The organism is Bradyrhizobium sp. NP1, assembly GCF_030378205.1.
Classification (GTDB): Bacteria; Pseudomonadota; Alphaproteobacteria; order Rhizobiales; family Xanthobacteraceae; genus Bradyrhizobium.
Map to the genome: position 1 here is coordinate 5,589,671 of NZ_CP127385.1, position 16,369 is coordinate 5,606,039.

A 16,369-nucleotide genomic window follows, 5' to 3' on the forward strand; every position below is an offset into this window, starting at 1 on the left:
CGCTTTCTCCTGCGGAGGACCAGGCCTTCACTTCGAAGCGACCGGCGATGAAGGCAGCATGAATTTCTTCCTGACCATCATCCTCGACGGCCTGATAGAGGCCTCATGGCTGTTCGTGGTCGCGCTTGGGCTAACGCTGGTGTTCGGCGTGCTGAAGATCCTCAACATTGCCCACGGCAGCTTCTACGCGCTCGGCGCCTATGTCGCGGCCACCACCGTCACGCTGGCCGCCGCGCACAGCCTGCCGCCGGCCTTCGGCTTTGTCGCGATGCTGATCACGGTCGCACTGATCGCCTCCATCGTCGGGTTCCTGCTCGAGCGTGGCCTTTTCAAGCTGTTCTATGGTCGCGACGAGGTCGTGCTGCTGCTCGTGACCTATGCCGTCTTCCTGATCCTGGAGGACACCACCAAGCTGATCTGGGGCGTGAACCCGATCTACGCCACGCAACCTTACGAGCTGTTCGGCAATGTCGAGTTCGCCGGACTCTATTATGTCGGCTACGACTTGCTGCTGATCCCGGCCGCGGCCGCGATCGGGTTTGCGGTCTGGTTCGGTCTCAATCGCACCGTGATGGGCAAGATCGTGCTCGCGGTGATCCATAACGAGGAAATGAGCGTCAGCATGGGGGTGCGGGTCAACCGCGTGTATGCGGCGGCCTTTGCCTTCGGCGTGCTGCTGGCGGCGCTCGCCGGCGCGCTGACGGCGCCCAAGATCTCGATGCAGCCGGGCCTCTCCTCCGATGTGATCATCCTGAGCTTCGCCATCGTGGTGATCGGCGGACTCGGCAGCGTCGAAGGCGCGGCCGTCGGCGCCCTTCTGGTTGGGCTGGCGCGATCGGCCTCGGTGCACCTGATGCCGCAGATCGAGCTGTTCATGATCTATGTGATCATGGCGGCGGTGCTGCTGTTCCGCCCGGAAGGGCTGTTCAAGCGCGAGACCGCGAGGCGGATCTGATGGGACGTCACCACCCCCTCGCCCTGCTCGTTCCGGTGATCGCGGTCACGCTGCTCGGCCGGCTGCTGCCGACCTGGACCCTGTCGCTGGCGACGATCGCCGCCGCCAACGCGCTGGTCGCTCTCGGCATCGTGATCGTCGCGCGCACCGGCAACGTGTCGTTCGGGCAAGGATTGTTCTTTGCCTCGGGCGGCTATGGCGTGGCGCTGGTCGCCAACCATTGGGGCATCACCGATGCGGTCGCGCAATTGCTGATCGGCGCCATCTGCGGCGGCCTGCTCGGCCTCCTGATCGGTCCGCTGATTGCCCGCTATAGCGGAATCTTCTTCGGCATGCTGACGCTTGCGCTGTCGATGGTGTTTTACGGCGTGCTGGTCAAGACCACCGTGCTCGGCGGTTCCGACGGCTTCAACGTCGGCCGCCCGAGCCTGTTCGGCGTGACGTTCACCGACACGCGCGAGGCCGACTTCATGCTCTATGCCGTCGCGGTCGTCACCACCGGGTTTGCCGCCATCGCGGCGACGATCCTGTTCCGTTCCGAATTCGGGCTGGCCAGTCTCGCGGTACGCGAGAACAATCTTCGGGTCGAATATCTCGGCCTGTCGGCGAGCCGGGTCATCACGGTCAACTTCGCGGTTGCTGCGGCTTGCGCGGGAACCAGCGGCGCGTTTGCGCTGATGGCGCAACGGCATATCGATCCGCAATTCGCCTACTGGACCACGTCCGGCGAGTTCGTCTTCATCGCGGTGCTCGCCGGATATCAAAGCGTGGTCGCGGTGTTCGTGGCTTCGCTCGCGCTCGAACTCGTGCGCTCCTTCTCGAACCTGTATTTGCCCAACACCTGGCAGCTCGTGCTCGGCTTCTTCCTGCTCGCCGTCATCCTGTTCCTGCCTCGCGGCGTCGGCTCGCTCTGGATTCGCGAGGGCCGCAGGAAGCCCGAGGCGCCGGCGGCAACCGCCACCGCCACCGAGGAAAGGACCGCGTCGTGAGCACGCTGCTGTCCGTGCGCGCGGTCAACAAGCGATTTGGCGCAGTGACCGCTGCCGAAGCGCTCTCGATCGACATCGCCGCAGGCCAGAAGGTGAGCCTGATCGGCGCCAACGGCGCCGGCAAGACCACCTTCGTCAACATCGTGACCGGCTACCTTGCACCTGACAGCGGCTCTATCGCACTTGACGGCGTCGACATCGTCGGCCGGCCGCCGCGGCGCGTCGCGCAGCTCGGCATCTCCCGCTCGTTCCAGATCCCGCAACTCTTCATCGAGCTGACGGCCGCGGAAAACCTGACGGTCGCGGTTTCGGGCGCGGGGGGGCGCGCGTTGTCAATGCATTCGCCCGCCGAAGCAGGCGAGCGCCGCGAACGCGCGCTCGAGCTCCTGCAGCGCTTCGGCCTTGCCGGACATGCGGACCGTCCGGTGTCGGAGCTTGCCGGCGGCGTCCGCAAGCTCGTCGATATCGCGATGGCGCTGGCGCGCCGCCCCAGGCTCCTGCTGCTCGACGAGCCGACCTCGGGCGTATCGGCGGAAGAGAAATTCACGACCATGGATCGCGTGATCCATGCGGTGGCACCTGATGCCGCCACCATCGTGTTCGTCGAGCACGACATGGACATCGTGAGCCGCTATGCCGACCGCGTGGTCGCGTTCTATTCCGGCCGCATCCTCGCCGACGGCGAGCCGCATCATGTGCTGGATGATCCCGAAGTGCGGCGCTACGTCACCGGGAGCGCAAGATGAACGCACCCCTGATCGAGATCGAGGACCTCGTCGTCGACATCCGCTCGATGACGGCGCTGCGCGGTTTTTCCATGCAGGTCGACAAGGGCGCGATGGTGAGCCTGGTCGGGCGCAACGGCGCCGGCAAGACCACCCTGATGCGCTCGATCATGGGGCATCTGAAGCCGGTGCGCGGTCGCCTGCGCTTCGAGGGGCAGGACCTCTCGGCGCGGCCGCGCCACGCCCGCGCCGCGCTCGGCATCGGCTACATGCCGGAAGACCGCTGCCTGGTGCCGCAACTGACAGTGGAGGAAAACATCCTGCTGCCATTGTGGGTGGGCAGGCACATCGAACGCAAGGCAAGACTCGACTTCGTCTATGAGGTGATCGCCGAGCTTGCCGAGATGCGCGACCGCAAGGCGCTGCTGTTGAGCGGTGGCCAGCAGAAACTCGTCGCGCTCGGCCGCGCGCTTGCGATCGGGACGAAGTGCCTGCTGCTCGACGAGCCGTTCGAAGGCATCGCGCCGGCCCTGTCGGAACGCCTTGCCGAGGTGCTGGCTTCGCTCCGTGGCAAGGCGCTCACCATGCTGATGGCGCAATCGGACATGAACCATTCCCGCGAGCTGGTCGATCGCGAGTTCAGGATCGAACGCGGCGCGAACGTAACTCCCGTCCGGGCCGCAGTCTGAGATGGCCATGCGAGGCACGCCTATTCCCGGTTCGACCATCGACTTTAGTTCTGCCACGGCACCGACCCGTGGCGCGCGGTTTCGCTTGCTGCGCGCGGAACGCTGGGTACAATGTTGCCAACAACTGCCAACGAAGCCGAATAGCTCAATAACAAGAAGGAGAGGAACAACATGAAAACAACATCCCAACCGCCTGTTTTTTGGTCAGTGCAAGGCCTGCTTGGCGCGACCGCGCTGGGCCTTTTGACCACGTTTCCGGGCCAGGCGCTGGCCGCAGATCCGATCAAGATCGGCGTGATCGCGGAAGCCCAGGCCATCGCGGGCGCCTCGATCCCACAGGCCGCCCAGATGGCAGCCGACGAGATCAACGCCAAAGGCGGCATCGACGGCCGCAAGATCGAGATCATCACCTATGACAATCACTCCTCGTCGGCCGATTCCGTGCGCGCCTTTCAACGCGCCGTGAACGAGGACAAGGTCAACGTGGTGATCGCCAGCTACATCAGCGAGGTGGTGTTGGCGCTCGAGCCGTGGGCATCGCGGCTGAAGACGCCGTTCATCACGCCGGGCGCGGCCTCGAACGAGATCAGCAAGAGCGTCCATGCCGACTATGAGAAGAACAAATACACCTTCCATGGCTACCTGACCTCGGCTGCGCTGGCCCTGTCGGTCTGCGACGCCGCCAAGGAGCTGCTGGTCGACCAGAAGCACATGAAGACCGCCGTCATCGTCAGCGAGGACGCCGCCTGGACTAAGCCGCTCGACGTCGGATACGAGGAGTGCCTGCCCAAGGTCGGACTGAAAGTGCTGGATCACATCCGCTTCTCGCCCGACACCACCGACTTCACGCCGATCTTCAACAAGATCGAGGCCGTCAAGCCCGACGTCATGATCACGGGCATTTCGCATGTCGGCGTGCAGCCGACCGTGCAGTGGAAGAACCAGCAGGTGCCGATACCGATGTTCGGTATCTCTTCGCAGGCCACCAACTCCACCTTCGGCAAGGACACCAACGACGCCGCCAATGGCGTGCTGTACCAGGGCGTGTCCGGGCCGGGCGTTGCGGTGACCCCGAAGTCGATCCCGTTCGCAGACGGATTCAAGACGAAGTACGGCAACTTCCCCTCCTATGCCGGCTACACCGCCTATGACGAGGTCTATTTCATCGCCGACGCCGTAAAGCGCGCCGGTTCGACCGACGCCGACAAGCTCGTCGACGCGCTGGAAAAGACCGACTGGGAAGGCACCATCGGTCGCGTGCAGTTCTATGGCAAGGACGACCCGTTCACCCACTCGATCAAATACGGCAAAGGGCTGATCACGGGCTTGATGCTGCAATGGCAGGATGGCCAGCAGGTCGCGGTCTGGCCCAAGGAAGTTGCCAAGACCGAGATCAAGTTCCCAAGCTTCATCAAGGTCACCGCCAATTAAAACAGGGATTGCGCTCCCGGGCTCGCCCGGGAGCGCCTTTGCCAGTTGTCGCTATCAAAGGAGTTGAGGCGGCGGTGCTGCCGCCCCCAATCCGATGCTTGCTTTCCAGATATTGATCGACGGCTTTGCCGTCAGCGCCCTGTACGCGCTCGGCGCAACCGGCTTCACCCTGATCTTCGGCGTCTCCGGCGTGCTCAACCTCGCGCATGGCGCGATCATGGTCGCGGCCGCCGTGGCGGCCTGGGCGGCGGCCAGCTTGCTGCATACCGACACCTACTCCGGTGCGCTGATTGGAGTCGCGGTGGCCCTCATCGCGGCCCACGCCACCTATTTCGCGGTGGTGCAGCCGATCCAGCGATCGACGCGGATCGCCAATGAGGAAAAGGAGATCTTCGTCCTCACCGGCACGCTCCTGTGGGGCATCATGATCCAGGAGCTGATCGCCTATTTCTTCACCAACAACGCCAAGACCGTGCTGCCGATCGTCGAAGGCGTCGTCGACATCCTGGGCGTGCGCACGCCCAGGAACGAGATCTTCACCGCGGTCGTCTGTTGTCTCGTGATCGCGCTGTTGTGGCTGCTCGTGAACCGTACCCGCACCGGCAAGGCGGTGCTGGCCGCCTCGATGAACCCGCGCGGGGTCACCCTGCTCGGGCTCGAGCTCACCAACATCTACATTGTGGTCTGGACGATCTACGGCATCCTTGCCGGCATCGCCGGCGTCCTGCTCGGCATGTTCCTGGGCGTCAGCTCCTACAGCGTCGGGCCGCTGACGGCGAGCGCGTTCTCGATCGTCGTGCTGGGCGGGCTCGGCAGCGTGTCGGGTTCGCTGATTGCGGCCTTCGTGGTCGGCTATCTCGAGACCATCACCGCCTACCTGATCTCGCCGGCCTACCGCACCATTCCTGCGCTCCTGTTGCTCGTCGCAGTCATGTATGTCCGGCCGCAGGGCCTGCTTGGGAGGCGCTGAGATGGCCGGCTTCTTCACATCGCGCCTGTTCGTGATTTCGCTCGTTACGGTGGTTGTTGCAGCCACACTGCCGCTCTACGTCTCGGGCTACGTGCTGGGCCTGCTCACCGTCGCCTATTATTTCGGCGTGTTCGCGATGGCCTGGGACCTCCTGTTCGGCTTCGCCGGCGAAGTGAATTTCGGCCCGACCTTCCTGATCGGCGTCGGCGCCTATACCGCCGGCATTCTCAATAACCAGTATGGCTGGTCGGTCTATGTCTGCATCCTGCTCGGCGCGCTGGCGTCCGTGATTGCCGGGCTCGTGCTGGCGCTGCCGGCGTTGCGGGTTCGCGGCCCCTATTTCGGGCTGACGACCCTGGTTGCGGTGCTGATGCTGCAAAATTTCGTCGTGGTGTTTGCCGATCTCACCGGCGGCGAGATCGGACTCACCATTCCCGACGTCATCACCATCAACGCCAACGCCAATTACTGGATCGCACTGGGCTTCATGACGATCAGCGCCGCGATCCTCTACGGTCTCTCGCAGTCGCCGATCGGCCTCGTGCTGCAGGCAAGCGGACAGGATCCGGTGCAGGCCGGCGCGCTCGGCTTCAATATCGTCAAGCACAAGCTCGCCGCCTTCGTCGTCAGCGCCTTCTTTTCGGGATTGTCGGGCGCGCTGCTGGTGTTCTATTTCGGCACGGCTTCGGTGGGCACCGTGGTCGACATCGCCGTCGGCGTGAACGTCATCGTCGCCGCCGTGCTCGGCGGCCGGCGCACTGTGCTGGGCGCCGCCCTCGGCTCCATCTTCCTGATCGTGCTCGGGGAATTCCTGCGGCCGACGGGAGAGCTTGCGACCTTCATCGTATCGTTCATCGCGCTGCTGGTCGTGCTGTTCTTCCCCGGCGGCTTCCTCGGCGCAGCCCTCTCGCGCGAGGCCCGCTCGTGACGAATGCCAGCATGAACGCCACCGACAGCACGGCACCGATCCTTCAGGTGCGCGGCCTGACCAAGCGCTTCGGCGGCCTCACCGCGGTAAAGAATCTCGCTCTCGAGCTGCGCCCCGGCGAAATCTTTGGGCTGATCGGTCCGAACGGTTCCGGCAAATCCACTGCGATGAAGGCGATCATGGGGATCGAGCGCCCGACCGCCGGACAAGTGATCTTCCAGGGTGAAGACGTCGCGGGCCTGCCGGCGCACAAGATCGCGCGCAAAGGCTTTGGCATGGTGTTTCAGCACTCGCGGCCGCTGAACCGGCAGACGGTGCTGGAAAACATCATGGTCGCGCTGTTGCCCGACAGCCTGTTCATGCTGTTTCCCGATGCGGCGCTGACTGAACGCGCCAAATGGATCGCCAACCGCGTTGGCCTCGGCAAGGTCATGGACCGCCGCCCGCCGACCCTGCCCTTTGCCGATCTGCGCCGACTGGAGCTTGCGAAAGCGATCGCCCGCGACCCCAAGGTCGTGCTGGTCGACGAACCCTTTGCCGGACTGACGCTTGCCGAAGTCGCCGTGTTTTCCGAGCTGATCCGAAGCTTCCGCGACGAAGGCCGCGCGGTGCTCCTGGTCGATCACAACGTCAAGAGCGTGGCCGCGTTGGTCGACCGCGTACTTGCGATGTATCTCGGCGAGGAAATCATCACCGGCCGCGCCGACGAGGTGATGCGCAATGAGACCGTGCGGCGGGTCTACCTCGGCGGTGCGATCGAGACGCACGCCCGACCCGAGACCAGCTTCAAGGACAAGGTGCCTGCGCTGCAAGTCGAGAATCTGAGCGTGTACTACGGCAAGGCGCAGGCGCTGCAAAACGTCTCGATCCACATCCACCACGGCGAATTCGTCTCCGTCGTCGGCTTGAACGGTGCCGGCAAGACCACGCTGTTCAACGCGATCTCTGGTTTTTTGCCCTATACCGGCGACATCATTCGCGACGGCGAGAAACTGCGCGGCATCAGCCCGGCCCGCATCGCCCGCAGCGGCATCGTGCAGTGTCCGGAATCGCGCGAGCTGTTCGGTGAAATGACGGTGCGGGAGAATCTGGACCTTGGCGGGCAGCACCTCTCGGAGGAAGAAAGGGCCAGGCAACTGGCTTGGCTGTTCGAGCTGTTTCCGATTCTGAAAGAACGGCAGGGCCAGTTGGCGCAGACCCTGTCAGGCGGCGAGCAACAGATGCTCGCGATCGGTCGCGCGCTGATGATGCAGCCGAAAATCCTGATCCTGGACGAGCCGACGCTGGGTCTTGCGCCGGTCATTCTCGAGCAATTGTCGAAAGCGCTGGAGAAGCTGCGGCAGACCACCTCGATCACGGTGCTGCTGGGCGAGCAGAACGTCACCTTCGCCCTGCCGCATGCCGACCGTGTCTACGTGCTCGAGCACGCCCGGATCGTATGGGAAGGCGATCCCGGCCGCTTCGCCGTGGAGGCCGGCGAAGGCTATCTCTGAGCGCTGGCCTCGAGCTGCCCTGCGGTCTTTATCTCGCGGCGCGGTTGCGCGACTTGCGTCGGTTCGCTCACGGACGGAACGTTGACGAGATATTCGGCTTGCACCGCTTCCGAGATCCGGTCCGATGCAGCGGGATAGCCGGTCGCTATCGCGATCAGCACCAGAACAAGGCCGCCATGGATGGCGAGGACGGCCGCCGTCCAGTTGGTGAGAAAGCGGCGATCGGATGGACTCAATTCGTCGAAATTTCGCTGCACGGGTGCCTCCGGGATTGCACCCATGCAAATACCGACGGATCGAGCGCGCACATGCAATCTCGATCACATTTGCCGGATTTTTTCGGCTGCGATGCTGATATGAGACACCGCTCGCCAGGACGTGGCGCGCGGGCGATATTGCCGCCTGGTCTACTTCTCGTCGACCGCCCCCGCCTCGACCAGATCGCGAAGCGAATCGGCATCCAGCACGACGATCGCGCCATGCTCAAGCCGGACCCAGTTGCGTGCAGCCCAGGCGCGCAACTGCTTGTTGATGCTTTCGCGCGTCATGCCGACCATCTCGCTGATTTCCTGCTGCGTGATGGCGATCGTCTGGCTTGCCGGTTCGAGCCCGCGCTTTTCGGTCAAGCCGATCAGCGCGCTCGCCAGCCGGCCCGGCAGGTTCTGCAGGATGATCTGCTCGACCTGCTCGCTGGTCCAGCGCAGCCGGGCACACAACAATTCGATGAATCGCATCGAGAGCGCCGGCTGGCTTCGCACGAAGGGCAGGAATTCGCGCCGGTCGATGACAAAGAGTTCGCAATTGGCATTGGCGGTGGCGTCGGCGCTGCGCGGCGCACCGTCGAGGATCGCGATCTCGCCGAAAATCTCGCCGGCGCCGATCAGGTTCAGGATCGCATTGCGACCATCGGGCGAGGAAATGCTGATCTTCACGGTGCCCGAAACCACCGCAAACAGGCTGTTGCCCGGATCGCCCTTGGAAAAGATCGAAGCGCCCCGCTTCAGCGTCACGTATTTGGCGTAGCGGCAGAGCTGGTCGAGAGCATCGGGCTCGAGATGGGAAAAGATCGGGTGCCGACGCAGCACGGACAATTTGCTGCTCACGGTTCGCGGCGCCTCGCCGGCTTTCCCGCCGCCGGACAGAGCTTCAGCCATGGGCCTTTCCGGAGCCATTCACCGATCGCCTTTTTCGCCAGGAAGCATGCAACTGCCAGCGGTGGAGGCCTATGGAGATGGGGACTGCCGCCCTCCAGAATGACCAAAATCGCGACCACCTTCACTGGACAATAGCAAGCCCGGCCCGCCCCACCAAGTGATACAGTTCACTCTCCGCCAACGCTTTTTTGACGCTGGGAGCAGCCGACGGAAATCTTGACAATCGTGCAAAAAATTACTTTAGGTAGTTAACAAATACATAAACACGTCTGGCGTGTTCGGGTATAATCTCCGCATCACTCGTTGACGATGCCCATTTCCCTGATGACGCGGGCATATTTGGCGAGCTGCTCGCGTGTCATGGCCCCCAGCTCGTCCGGCGAGCTGCCGCGGATCGCAAAGCCGAGCTCCTCCAGCTTGCGGCGCACGTCGGGGTCGCTGATCGCCTTCAGTGCCTCGGCATTCAGCCGGGCAATGATCGCCTTCGGCGTGCCGGCCGGCGCCAGCATCGCAAACCAGGAGTTGAAGGTGAAACCAGGCAGGCCCGACTCCGAGACCGTCGGCACATCGGGGAATTGCGGCAGCCGCTTTTCCGTCGTCACTCCGATCAGCCGGACCTGTCCCCCGCGCACCAGCGCAGCAACCGTGCCGAGTCCCTGGAAACCGACCGGAATCTGGCCCGCCGCGACGTCGGTGGCGGCCTGCGTCGCGCCTTTATAGGGCACGTGGGTCAACGCAATGCCGGCGCTGGAAGCAAACATCGCCATGGCGAGATGCTGCGGGCTGCCGGGGCCGCCCGAGCTATAGTCGATCTTCCCCGGCGCCGCTTTCGCCGCGGCGATGAGATCGGCCGCAGTCTTGTAGGTCGTCTGGTTGCCGGCAATCAGGCCCCATTCCACGGTGGCAACGAGCGATATCGGCTCGAAATCCTTCAGGATGTCCCAGCGCATGTTCGACTGCAGGTTCGGCACCATGGTCATGATGCTGTCGTTGAAGCCGCCAATCGTGTAGCCATCCGGCTCCGCCCGCGCGACCTGCTCGGCCCCGATCAGGCCGGACGCGCCCGGCAGGTTCAGGATCACGAACTGCTGGCCCATGTTGTCGGCCATCTTCTGCGTGACGATGCGGGCGGCAACGTCGACCGCGCTGGCCGCGGCCAGCGGCACGATCATCTTGATTGGCCGATCGGGGTAATTCGCCTGCGCCTGCGCGGGGGCGCTTCCGGCTAGGCCAAGCAGTAGAACCAGCAAGCGAAACAGGCGCATACACCCCCCTTTGTGCCGGCGGCCCCTCGGAGCTACCGCTTTTTTGAAAGATTGCGCTGTCCGCCCACGGCTTGCAAGCCGCGCCACCCTGGCCGCCTTCGGTTCGCGAGGTTGCCGCAGGTGGCGGGACCTATAATATCGCGGCCATGGGCCCAAGCCCCTCACCGCGAACGACCATGCCGCCGCGCCAGAAATCCGCAGGTACCGCTTCTTCCTCGCGCAAAAGAGCCGCGGGAGAACGGAAATACCCCGCAGCGCGATTAAATGGCGCGATGGCGTGCGACACCGCCTTCCGCATCGTGGCGCGGCGGCATCTCGACAGCCTGAACGCCCACAGCGAGGCCGCCGCCAAGGGCGATCCGAACGCACTGCACCAAATGCGCGTCGCCTTGACGCATCTGCGCTCCGCGATCCTGTTCTTCTCGCCCATGGTCGAGGACAGCCTTCGCGACGAAATCAGGGACGAGCTGAAATGGCTGAACGGCGAGCTCGGCGCGGTCCGCGACCTCGACGTCGCCATCGAACGGATCAAGGCCATTAATGGCAAGCGCAAGCCGGCAGTAGCGGCGGCCCTGCAGTCCTGGAAGGCCAGAAACGCGCAAGCCCACCAGCATCTGACGCGCATGCTCAGCTCCGTGCGATACCGTTGGCTGATCGATCAGGTTTCGGCCTGGATCGAGAACGGTCCCTGGTCGACAAAAAAGGGCAAGCAGGCGGCGAAAGCGCGCGCCTTGCCGGTGGCAGATTATAGCGCGGACAAATTGGCGGAGTGGGAGTCCAGACTCCTCAAGAAGAGCCGCAAGCTTCGCGAGATGGGAACGGAGAAACGGCACCGCCTGAGGCTGCTGAACAAGAAGCTCACCTATTCGATCGATTCCCTCGAGGACCTCTTTACAAGCAAGGCCTTTTCAAAGCAGAAGGCTGCGCTCAAGCATCTGCGCAAGGCGCAGAGATCGCTGGGCGAGCTGAACGACGCGGCGCGGGGCGACGCGCTCGCTGGCGAGATCACGCAGAACGGCGCGCCGACCTCGCTGGAATTCCTCACACCGAAGCGCAAGAAACGGCTCTTGAAGAAGGCCGCCAAGGCCTATCGCAAGCTCGATTCCACTATCTAGTGGTCTAACATTCGCATCCCATCGCGGCAGGCGCGTAGCGAACGTCAAATCCGCTCCACTAGCGTGACGGCGCCTAGCCGGCCCTTAGAGCAGCTCGCCGTCCGGTCCGAAGAACGGATGCGGTCCGTCGAATTCTCCGATCGGCACCTGGTGGGTCACCATGTCGCCGAAGCCCGCACCGGGAAACCAGGCATGAAGGTGAAAGGCCGGCGGCTCCACCTTGAACGACGGCTCGCGCAGTTCGGCAAGATCGAGATCGACGGCGTGGTTGGGCGCCGGACAGATCGTGCAGGGCACGCCGGCAAACATCGTGAACGTTGCGCGGTGAACGTGGCCGGTGGCGATCAGCCGAACCCGCGGGTGGCGCTGGACGATCGCTGCAAGGTCACCGGCATTGGCGAGATTCTGGCGGTCCATGTGCCAGATGCCGGCGATGAACGGCGGATGATGCAGGAACAGCAGCGCCGGCCGGTCGGCGGTCGTTACCAGCGCAGCATCCAGCCAGCTCAAGGTTGACGGATCGAGTTCGCCATGCGGCTTTCCCGGCACGCTGGAATCAAGCAGCAGCAGGTCGAGACCTCCCACGGCGATCTTCTGGTTGAGTGGGCCGGAAACCGAGGCATAAGGCGCGTTCGGGAACGCTGCGCGCATCATCTCGCGCGAATCGTGATTGCCGGGAATCGCGGCAAACGGCAGCTTCAGCGGCGCCAGCAGGCGCGCCAGATACTCATATTCCTCAGAAGCAGGGGTGTCAGCAAGATCACCGGAAATGACGACGAAGTCCGGGGCCGGGACGAATGCGTTGAGCGCGGCAACGCAGCGCTCCAGCGCCTTCGCGGTGTCGACGCGACCATAGGCAAGCGCACCCGGCGATTTGACGTGGAGGTCGGAAACTTGCGCGATACGAACGGGCCTGGACGACATCGATCCCTCTCATCCCTCGGCTGGCAACAGTCGAACGGCCTCCGGCGCGATCGAAAGTCCGACCCGCTGGCCGGCCTTCAGCTCAATGGTGTTCGGCGCGTCGACCGTCAATGGCTTGTGCGACGCGCCGCCGACGACAACCCGCTGCCGGTCTCCCGTGAAGCTGACGCTCTCGACTGTCCCGGACAGCGGCGCGTTGCCGGAATCGACGATCCCGATGGTCTCTGGCCTGATCATGGCGATCGCAGCGGCAAGGCTCGCTGCGCCGCCGATCGGCTGGCGGCCTCCCGGCAGCATCAGATGTCCGTTATCGACCGGCGCCTCGACGATGTTGGCAGCACCGATGAACTCGGCGACGAAGCGGCTGTTCGGCGTGAAATAGATGTCGCGCGGCGACCCGATCTGCGCGATCGCGCCTTTGCGCATGACCACGATGCGGTCGCCGAGCTCCATTGCCTCGGCCTGGTCATGCGTCACGTAGATCGCGGTGATGCCGAGCGCGCGGAGCAGGCGATTGAGCTCCCCGCGCAGGCGATCGCGCAACGCCGCGTCGAGCGCGGTCAGGGGCTCGTCGAGCAGCAAGATGCCGGGACGGATCGCGACTGCGCGCGCCAGCGCCACACGCTGGCGCTGGCCGCCGGAGAGCTGGTCGATCCGGCGGTTCTCCAGCCCCGTGATGTTGGTGAGCTCGACGAGCTCGGCGATGCGCGCGGCGCGGGCCTCTCTCGGCACACGGCGGATTTTCAGCCCGTAGCCGATATTGTCGGCGACGCTCATATTGGGAAACAGCGCGTAGGACTGGAACACCATCCCGACATTGCGCCGCTCGATCGCGACCCCGGTCACGTCCTTGCCGTCAAACAGCACCCTGCCGCCGGTATCGGGCGTCTCGATGCCTGCGATGATGCGCAGCATCGTGGTCTTGCCACAGCCGGAGGGTCCGAGCAGCACCAGCGTCTCGCCACGCGCGATGTCGAGTGTCGCGGGCTCCAGCGCGCGCGTGCCGTCGGCAAACGTCTTGCCGCAATTCTCGATCCGCACCGCGGCGCCATGGCCGGCGTCGACGCTCATTTCGCGTGCTCCCTGTCGGCAAACATCTGCATCGCGACCAGGAGCGGGATGATCATGACGAAGAAGATCAGCGTGTAGGCGGACGCCACTTCGAGCCGCATCGAGGCATAGCTGTCGGCAAGGCCGATCGGCAGCGTCTTGGTGAGCGGCGTATGCAGCATCCAGGTGACGTTGAATTCGCCGAGCGACAGCGTCACCACCATGAGCGATCCCGCCAGTATTCCCGGCACCGCATTGGGCACGATCACGCCAAGAAAGCGCCGCCAGGGCGAGGCGCCGAGCGAAGCCGCGCCCTCGTCCAGCGTCCTGATGTCGACGGTCGCGAATACCGCCATTACCGATCGCACCATGAATGGCATGGTGAAGATGACGTGCCCGGTGAGGATGAAGAGCCAGGAACGGCGAAAGTCGCTGAACCCGCCGTAGGACAGCAGCAGGGCGAGCGCGATGGCAAGGCCGGGGATTGCCAGCGGCAGCGTGATGATCTCTTCAACGAACCGCGACAGCCGCCCTGCCCGCACATGCAGGGCGTAAGCAGCAGGAACGCCCACGAGCAGCGTCACCGCAAGTGTCGCGAAGGCAATCAGGAAGGACAAACCGATAGTGCCGGCATAGAGATCGAAGACCTGCGCCACCCATTGCAGGGTGAGGCCCGACTGGATACCGCGAAAATAGTTCACGGTGACGCCGGCCATGATCGAGAGCACCGCCGGCACGACCAGGAAGGCGGCGACGAGTAGCGTGAACAGGAGCTGGCTGGTGAAGATCAGGCGATCGCGCATCAACTATCCCGCCGCCGCGACCGCGCTGCCCGAGAACGAGCGGGCGAGCGCCAGGATAAGCCAGGTGATGATGCCAAGCCCCACCGACAGCGCAGCCGACGTGGCAAAATTCGCGGCCAGCGTGAACTCGGTGTAGATCAGCATCGGCAGCACGTCGATATTGGTGGCAAGCGTGAACGCCGTGCCGAAGGCGCCCATCGCGGTAGCGAAGGCGATGGCGCCAGAGGCGACAAAGGCCGGCGCCAGCGCCGGCAGCACCACGTCGCGCTGCACCGCCCAGGGACTGGCGCCCAGCGAGCGCGCCGCCTCCTCCAGGCCGACGTCGAGCTTCTGCACCGCCGCCATCACGGTGAGGATCACGCGCGGGATCGAGAAGTAGAGATAACCGAGAAAGAGGCCGTAGATCGAATAGGCGAACACGATCTTCTCGCCGGACAACCGGCTCGCGATATCGCCGAGCAGGCCCTGGCGGCCCGCCAGCAGGATGATCATGAAGCCGACCACGACGCCGGGAAACGCCAGCGGAAAGGTCAACATCGCGATCAGCACGGCACGGCCCGGGAAGCGATGGCGCTGCAGGAACATGCCGGCAATCGTCGCCACGATCAGTGTCACGGCGGTGGTGGCCGCGGCAAGCACGACCGTGTTGATCAACGTCGCGCGATAGCGGGGCTCGGTCAGGATCGCGAGATAGCCCGAGAGCCCCTGCGGCCCCTCGGCGCCGATGACAACCAGGCGCGCCATCGGCAGCAGGAAGAATGCCGTCGTGACGACGCAAAGCGGCAGCAGGCAGAGCCAGACAAAGGAATTACGCGACATCGAGCGAATGGTGCCCCTGGGAAGGAGGCACCATATTGCCTCAGCGCACCTCGGCGAGATAGCGGTCGACAAAGCCTTTTTGCACGTTTTCCATCTCGCCCCAGTCCACGCTCTTGGCGCGGGCGTAGTCGCTGTCGGGCAGGAATTTGCTCTTGACGGCCTCCGGCAGCTCGATCGGGCGCGCCGGACGCAGATAAGCATTGGTCCAGATCGCCTGCCCCTTGTCGGAGAGCAGGTAGTCGATGACCTTCTTGGCCTTCTCCTTGTCGGGCGCATTCTTCACGAGGCCGACGACGTAGGGAAACACCACCGATCCCTCGCAGGGGATGACGAAGGCGAAGTTGCCCTTCTCGGAATATTTGGCGCGGTAGGCGTTGAAGTCGTAGTCGAGCAGGATCGGCATCTCGCCGGAGACGACGCGGGCGTAGGATGTCTGCTTGGGCACGATCGGATCGTTCTTGCGCAGCTCCTTGAAGAAGTTGATGGCCGGATCGAAATTCGAGGCAGAGCCGCCGAGCGCGAGGTTGATCGCGACCGCACCGACATAGCCAACCGCCGCCGAGGACGGATCGAGATAGCCCACCATGCCTTTGTAGTCCGGCTTCAGCAGGTCTTTCCAGCAGGCCGGCACGGGCTTGCCGCCGAGCGCATCCTTGTTCACGAACAGGCCGAGCGTGCCGGAATGGATCGTGGTCCAGTAGCCGTCGGGATCCTTCAATCCGGCTGGGACCTCGTCCCAATGGGCAGGCTTGTATGGCTCGAGCGCATCCTGCGCCTTCGCCTTCATGCCGAAGGTAACGCCGAAATAACCGATATCGCCGACCGGATTGTTCTTCTCGGCCAGGATCTGCGCGAGCGCCTGGCCGGAATTCTTGTTGTCATGGGGAATGTCATAGTTGAGGTCGGCCTTGATGGCCTTGAGCATGGACGCCCAGTCCGCCCATTCCGGCGGGCAGTTGTAGCAGATGACGTCCGCGGCCTCGGCGGATTGCCATGGCGCGAACAGGGTCAGCGCGAGCAACGTCAGGACAAGGCGGACGGTCTTCATACAAAGGCTCC

17 protein-coding genes are annotated in these 16,369 nt (G+C 64.1%); 9 read left to right on the top strand and 8 right to left on the bottom strand.

Annotated elements, in window-relative coordinates; genetic code table 11:
* Positions 1-58 precede the first annotated feature (58 nt).
* The 8 genes from QOU61_RS27095 to QOU61_RS27130 all read left to right on the top strand — a co-directional run bounded on the left by QOU61_RS27095 (position 59) and on the right by QOU61_RS27130 (position 8,180).
* Positions 59-955 carry a branched-chain amino acid ABC transporter permease gene (locus QOU61_RS27095; RefSeq protein WP_289654277.1) on the top strand — a complete coding sequence of 299 codons (897 nt, stop codon included), beginning with the start codon at positions 59-61 and terminating at the stop codon, positions 953-955.
* Positions 955-1,944 (top strand): branched-chain amino acid ABC transporter permease, encoded by a 990-nt coding sequence (locus tag QOU61_RS27100; protein ID WP_289654278.1) that lies wholly within the window; start codon positions 955-957, stop codon positions 1,942-1,944. Before QOU61_RS27095 ends, QOU61_RS27100 begins: the two co-directional genes overlap by 1 nt.
* A complete protein-coding gene (locus QOU61_RS27105) occupies positions 1,941-2,690 on the top strand; it encodes an ABC transporter ATP-binding protein (RefSeq protein ID WP_289654279.1) in 750 nt (249 codons plus the stop codon). Before QOU61_RS27100 ends, QOU61_RS27105 begins: the two co-directional genes overlap by 4 nt.
* The gene (locus tag QOU61_RS27110) at positions 2,687-3,358 is read left to right on the top strand and encodes an ATP-binding cassette domain-containing protein (RefSeq protein WP_289654280.1); all 672 of its coding nucleotides are present in this window, start codon (positions 2,687-2,689) and stop codon (positions 3,356-3,358) included. The genes QOU61_RS27105 and QOU61_RS27110 overlap by 4 nt, the downstream gene beginning before the upstream one ends.
* Before the next feature lie 171 nt (positions 3,359-3,529).
* A complete protein-coding gene (locus tag QOU61_RS27115; protein ID WP_289654281.1) occupies positions 3,530-4,789 on the top strand; it encodes an ABC transporter substrate-binding protein in 1,260 nt (419 codons plus the stop codon).
* 94 nt (positions 4,790-4,883) lie between these two features.
* Positions 4,884-5,759 (top strand): branched-chain amino acid ABC transporter permease, encoded by an 876-nt coding sequence (locus tag QOU61_RS27120; RefSeq protein WP_289654282.1) that lies wholly within the window; start codon positions 4,884-4,886, stop codon positions 5,757-5,759.
* A gap of 1 nt (position 5,760) precedes the next feature.
* Positions 5,761-6,687 carry a branched-chain amino acid ABC transporter permease gene (locus QOU61_RS27125; protein ID WP_289654283.1) on the top strand — a complete coding sequence of 309 codons (927 nt, stop codon included), beginning with the start codon at positions 5,761-5,763 and terminating at the stop codon, positions 6,685-6,687.
* Between the two features lie 11 nt (positions 6,688-6,698).
* Positions 6,699-8,180, top strand: a complete 1,482-nt coding sequence (locus tag QOU61_RS27130; RefSeq protein WP_289654284.1) for an ATP-binding cassette domain-containing protein — start codon at positions 6,699-6,701, stop codon at positions 8,178-8,180.
* On the opposite strand, the gene QOU61_RS27135 is transcribed toward QOU61_RS27130, so the two are convergent.
* The 3 genes from QOU61_RS27135 to QOU61_RS27145 all read right to left on the bottom strand — a co-directional run bounded on the left by QOU61_RS27135 (position 8,171) and on the right by QOU61_RS27145 (position 10,599).
* Entirely contained in the window at positions 8,171-8,437 is a 267-nt protein-coding gene (locus QOU61_RS27135) for a hypothetical protein (protein ID WP_289654285.1), read from the bottom strand. The genes QOU61_RS27130 and QOU61_RS27135 overlap by 10 nt on opposite strands.
* Before the next feature lie 150 nt (positions 8,438-8,587).
* Complete coding sequence (locus QOU61_RS27140) at positions 8,588-9,334, bottom strand: Crp/Fnr family transcriptional regulator (protein ID WP_289654286.1); 747 nt, start codon at positions 9,332-9,334, stop codon at positions 8,588-8,590.
* A 296-nt stretch (positions 9,335-9,630) separates the two neighbouring features.
* The gene (locus tag QOU61_RS27145) at positions 9,631-10,599 is read right to left on the bottom strand and encodes a Bug family tripartite tricarboxylate transporter substrate binding protein (protein ID WP_289654287.1); all 969 of its coding nucleotides are present in this window, start codon (positions 10,597-10,599) and stop codon (positions 9,631-9,633) included.
* Between the two features lie 272 nt (positions 10,600-10,871).
* Between QOU61_RS27145 and QOU61_RS27150 the strand changes: the two genes are divergently transcribed.
* Positions 10,872-11,714 (top strand): CHAD domain-containing protein, encoded by an 843-nt coding sequence (locus QOU61_RS27150; protein WP_289654288.1) that lies wholly within the window; start codon positions 10,872-10,874, stop codon positions 11,712-11,714.
* Between the two features lie 84 nt (positions 11,715-11,798).
* Here QOU61_RS27150 and QOU61_RS27155 read toward each other — a convergent pair whose 3' ends face one another.
* The 5 genes from QOU61_RS27155 to QOU61_RS27175 are packed head-to-tail and all read right to left on the bottom strand — an operon-like array spanning position 11,799 to position 16,358.
* On the bottom strand, positions 11,799-12,638 hold the full coding sequence (locus tag QOU61_RS27155; RefSeq protein WP_289654289.1) for a phosphodiesterase: 840 nt from the start codon (positions 12,636-12,638) through the stop codon (positions 11,799-11,801).
* Between the two features lie 9 nt (positions 12,639-12,647).
* Positions 12,648-13,709, bottom strand: coding sequence for an ABC transporter ATP-binding protein (locus tag QOU61_RS27160; protein WP_289654290.1), 1,062 nt, complete (start codon positions 13,707-13,709; stop codon positions 12,648-12,650).
* A complete protein-coding gene (locus QOU61_RS27165; protein WP_289654291.1) occupies positions 13,706-14,491 on the bottom strand; it encodes an ABC transporter permease in 786 nt (261 codons plus the stop codon). Before QOU61_RS27165 ends, QOU61_RS27160 begins: the two co-directional genes overlap by 4 nt.
* A 3-nt stretch (positions 14,492-14,494) precedes the next feature.
* On the bottom strand, positions 14,495-15,310 hold the full coding sequence (locus QOU61_RS27170; protein ID WP_289654292.1) for an ABC transporter permease: 816 nt from the start codon (positions 15,308-15,310) through the stop codon (positions 14,495-14,497).
* A 40-nt stretch (positions 15,311-15,350) separates the two neighbouring features.
* Positions 15,351-16,358: an ABC transporter substrate-binding protein gene (locus QOU61_RS27175; RefSeq protein ID WP_289654293.1), complete on the bottom strand. Its 1,008-nt coding sequence runs from the start codon at positions 16,356-16,358 to the stop codon at positions 15,351-15,353.
* Positions 16,359-16,369: the final 11 nt, after the last annotated feature.

Bases quoted from the DNA above. Each gene is read 5' to 3' on its own strand.
- QOU61_RS27095 (WP_289654277.1), top strand. From the start codon at position 59: ATGAATTTCTTCCTGACCATCATCCTCGACGGCCTGATAGAGGCCTCA.
- QOU61_RS27100 (WP_289654278.1), top strand. From the start codon at position 955: ATGGGACGTCACCACCCCCTCGCCCTGCTCGTTCCGGTGATCGCGGTC.
- QOU61_RS27110 (WP_289654280.1), top strand. From the start codon at position 2,687: ATGAACGCACCCCTGATCGAGATCGAGGACCTCGTCGTCGACATCCGC.
- QOU61_RS27115 (WP_289654281.1), top strand. From the start codon at position 3,530: ATGAAAACAACATCCCAACCGCCTGTTTTTTGGTCAGTGCAAGGCCTG.
- QOU61_RS27120 (WP_289654282.1), top strand. From the start codon at position 4,884: ATGCTTGCTTTCCAGATATTGATCGACGGCTTTGCCGTCAGCGCCCTG.
- QOU61_RS27125 (WP_289654283.1), top strand. From the start codon at position 5,761: ATGGCCGGCTTCTTCACATCGCGCCTGTTCGTGATTTCGCTCGTTACG.
- QOU61_RS27130 (WP_289654284.1), top strand. From the start codon at position 6,699: ATGAACGCCACCGACAGCACGGCACCGATCCTTCAGGTGCGCGGCCTG.
- QOU61_RS27140 (WP_289654286.1), bottom strand. From the start codon at position 9,334: ATGGCTGAAGCTCTGTCCGGCGGCGGGAAAGCCGGCGAGGCGCCGCGA.
- QOU61_RS27145 (WP_289654287.1), bottom strand. From the start codon at position 10,599: ATGCGCCTGTTTCGCTTGCTGGTTCTACTGCTTGGCCTAGCCGGAAGC.
- QOU61_RS27150 (WP_289654288.1), top strand. From the start codon at position 10,872: ATGGCGTGCGACACCGCCTTCCGCATCGTGGCGCGGCGGCATCTCGAC.
- QOU61_RS27155 (WP_289654289.1), bottom strand. From the start codon at position 12,638: ATGTCGTCCAGGCCCGTTCGTATCGCGCAAGTTTCCGACCTCCACGTC.
- QOU61_RS27160 (WP_289654290.1), bottom strand. From the start codon at position 13,709: ATGAGCGTCGACGCCGGCCATGGCGCCGCGGTGCGGATCGAGAATTGC.
- QOU61_RS27165 (WP_289654291.1), bottom strand. From the start codon at position 14,491: ATGCGCGATCGCCTGATCTTCACCAGCCAGCTCCTGTTCACGCTACTC.
- QOU61_RS27170 (WP_289654292.1), bottom strand. From the start codon at position 15,310: ATGTCGCGTAATTCCTTTGTCTGGCTCTGCCTGCTGCCGCTTTGCGTC.
- QOU61_RS27175 (WP_289654293.1), bottom strand. From the start codon at position 16,358: ATGAAGACCGTCCGCCTTGTCCTGACGTTGCTCGCGCTGACCCTGTTC.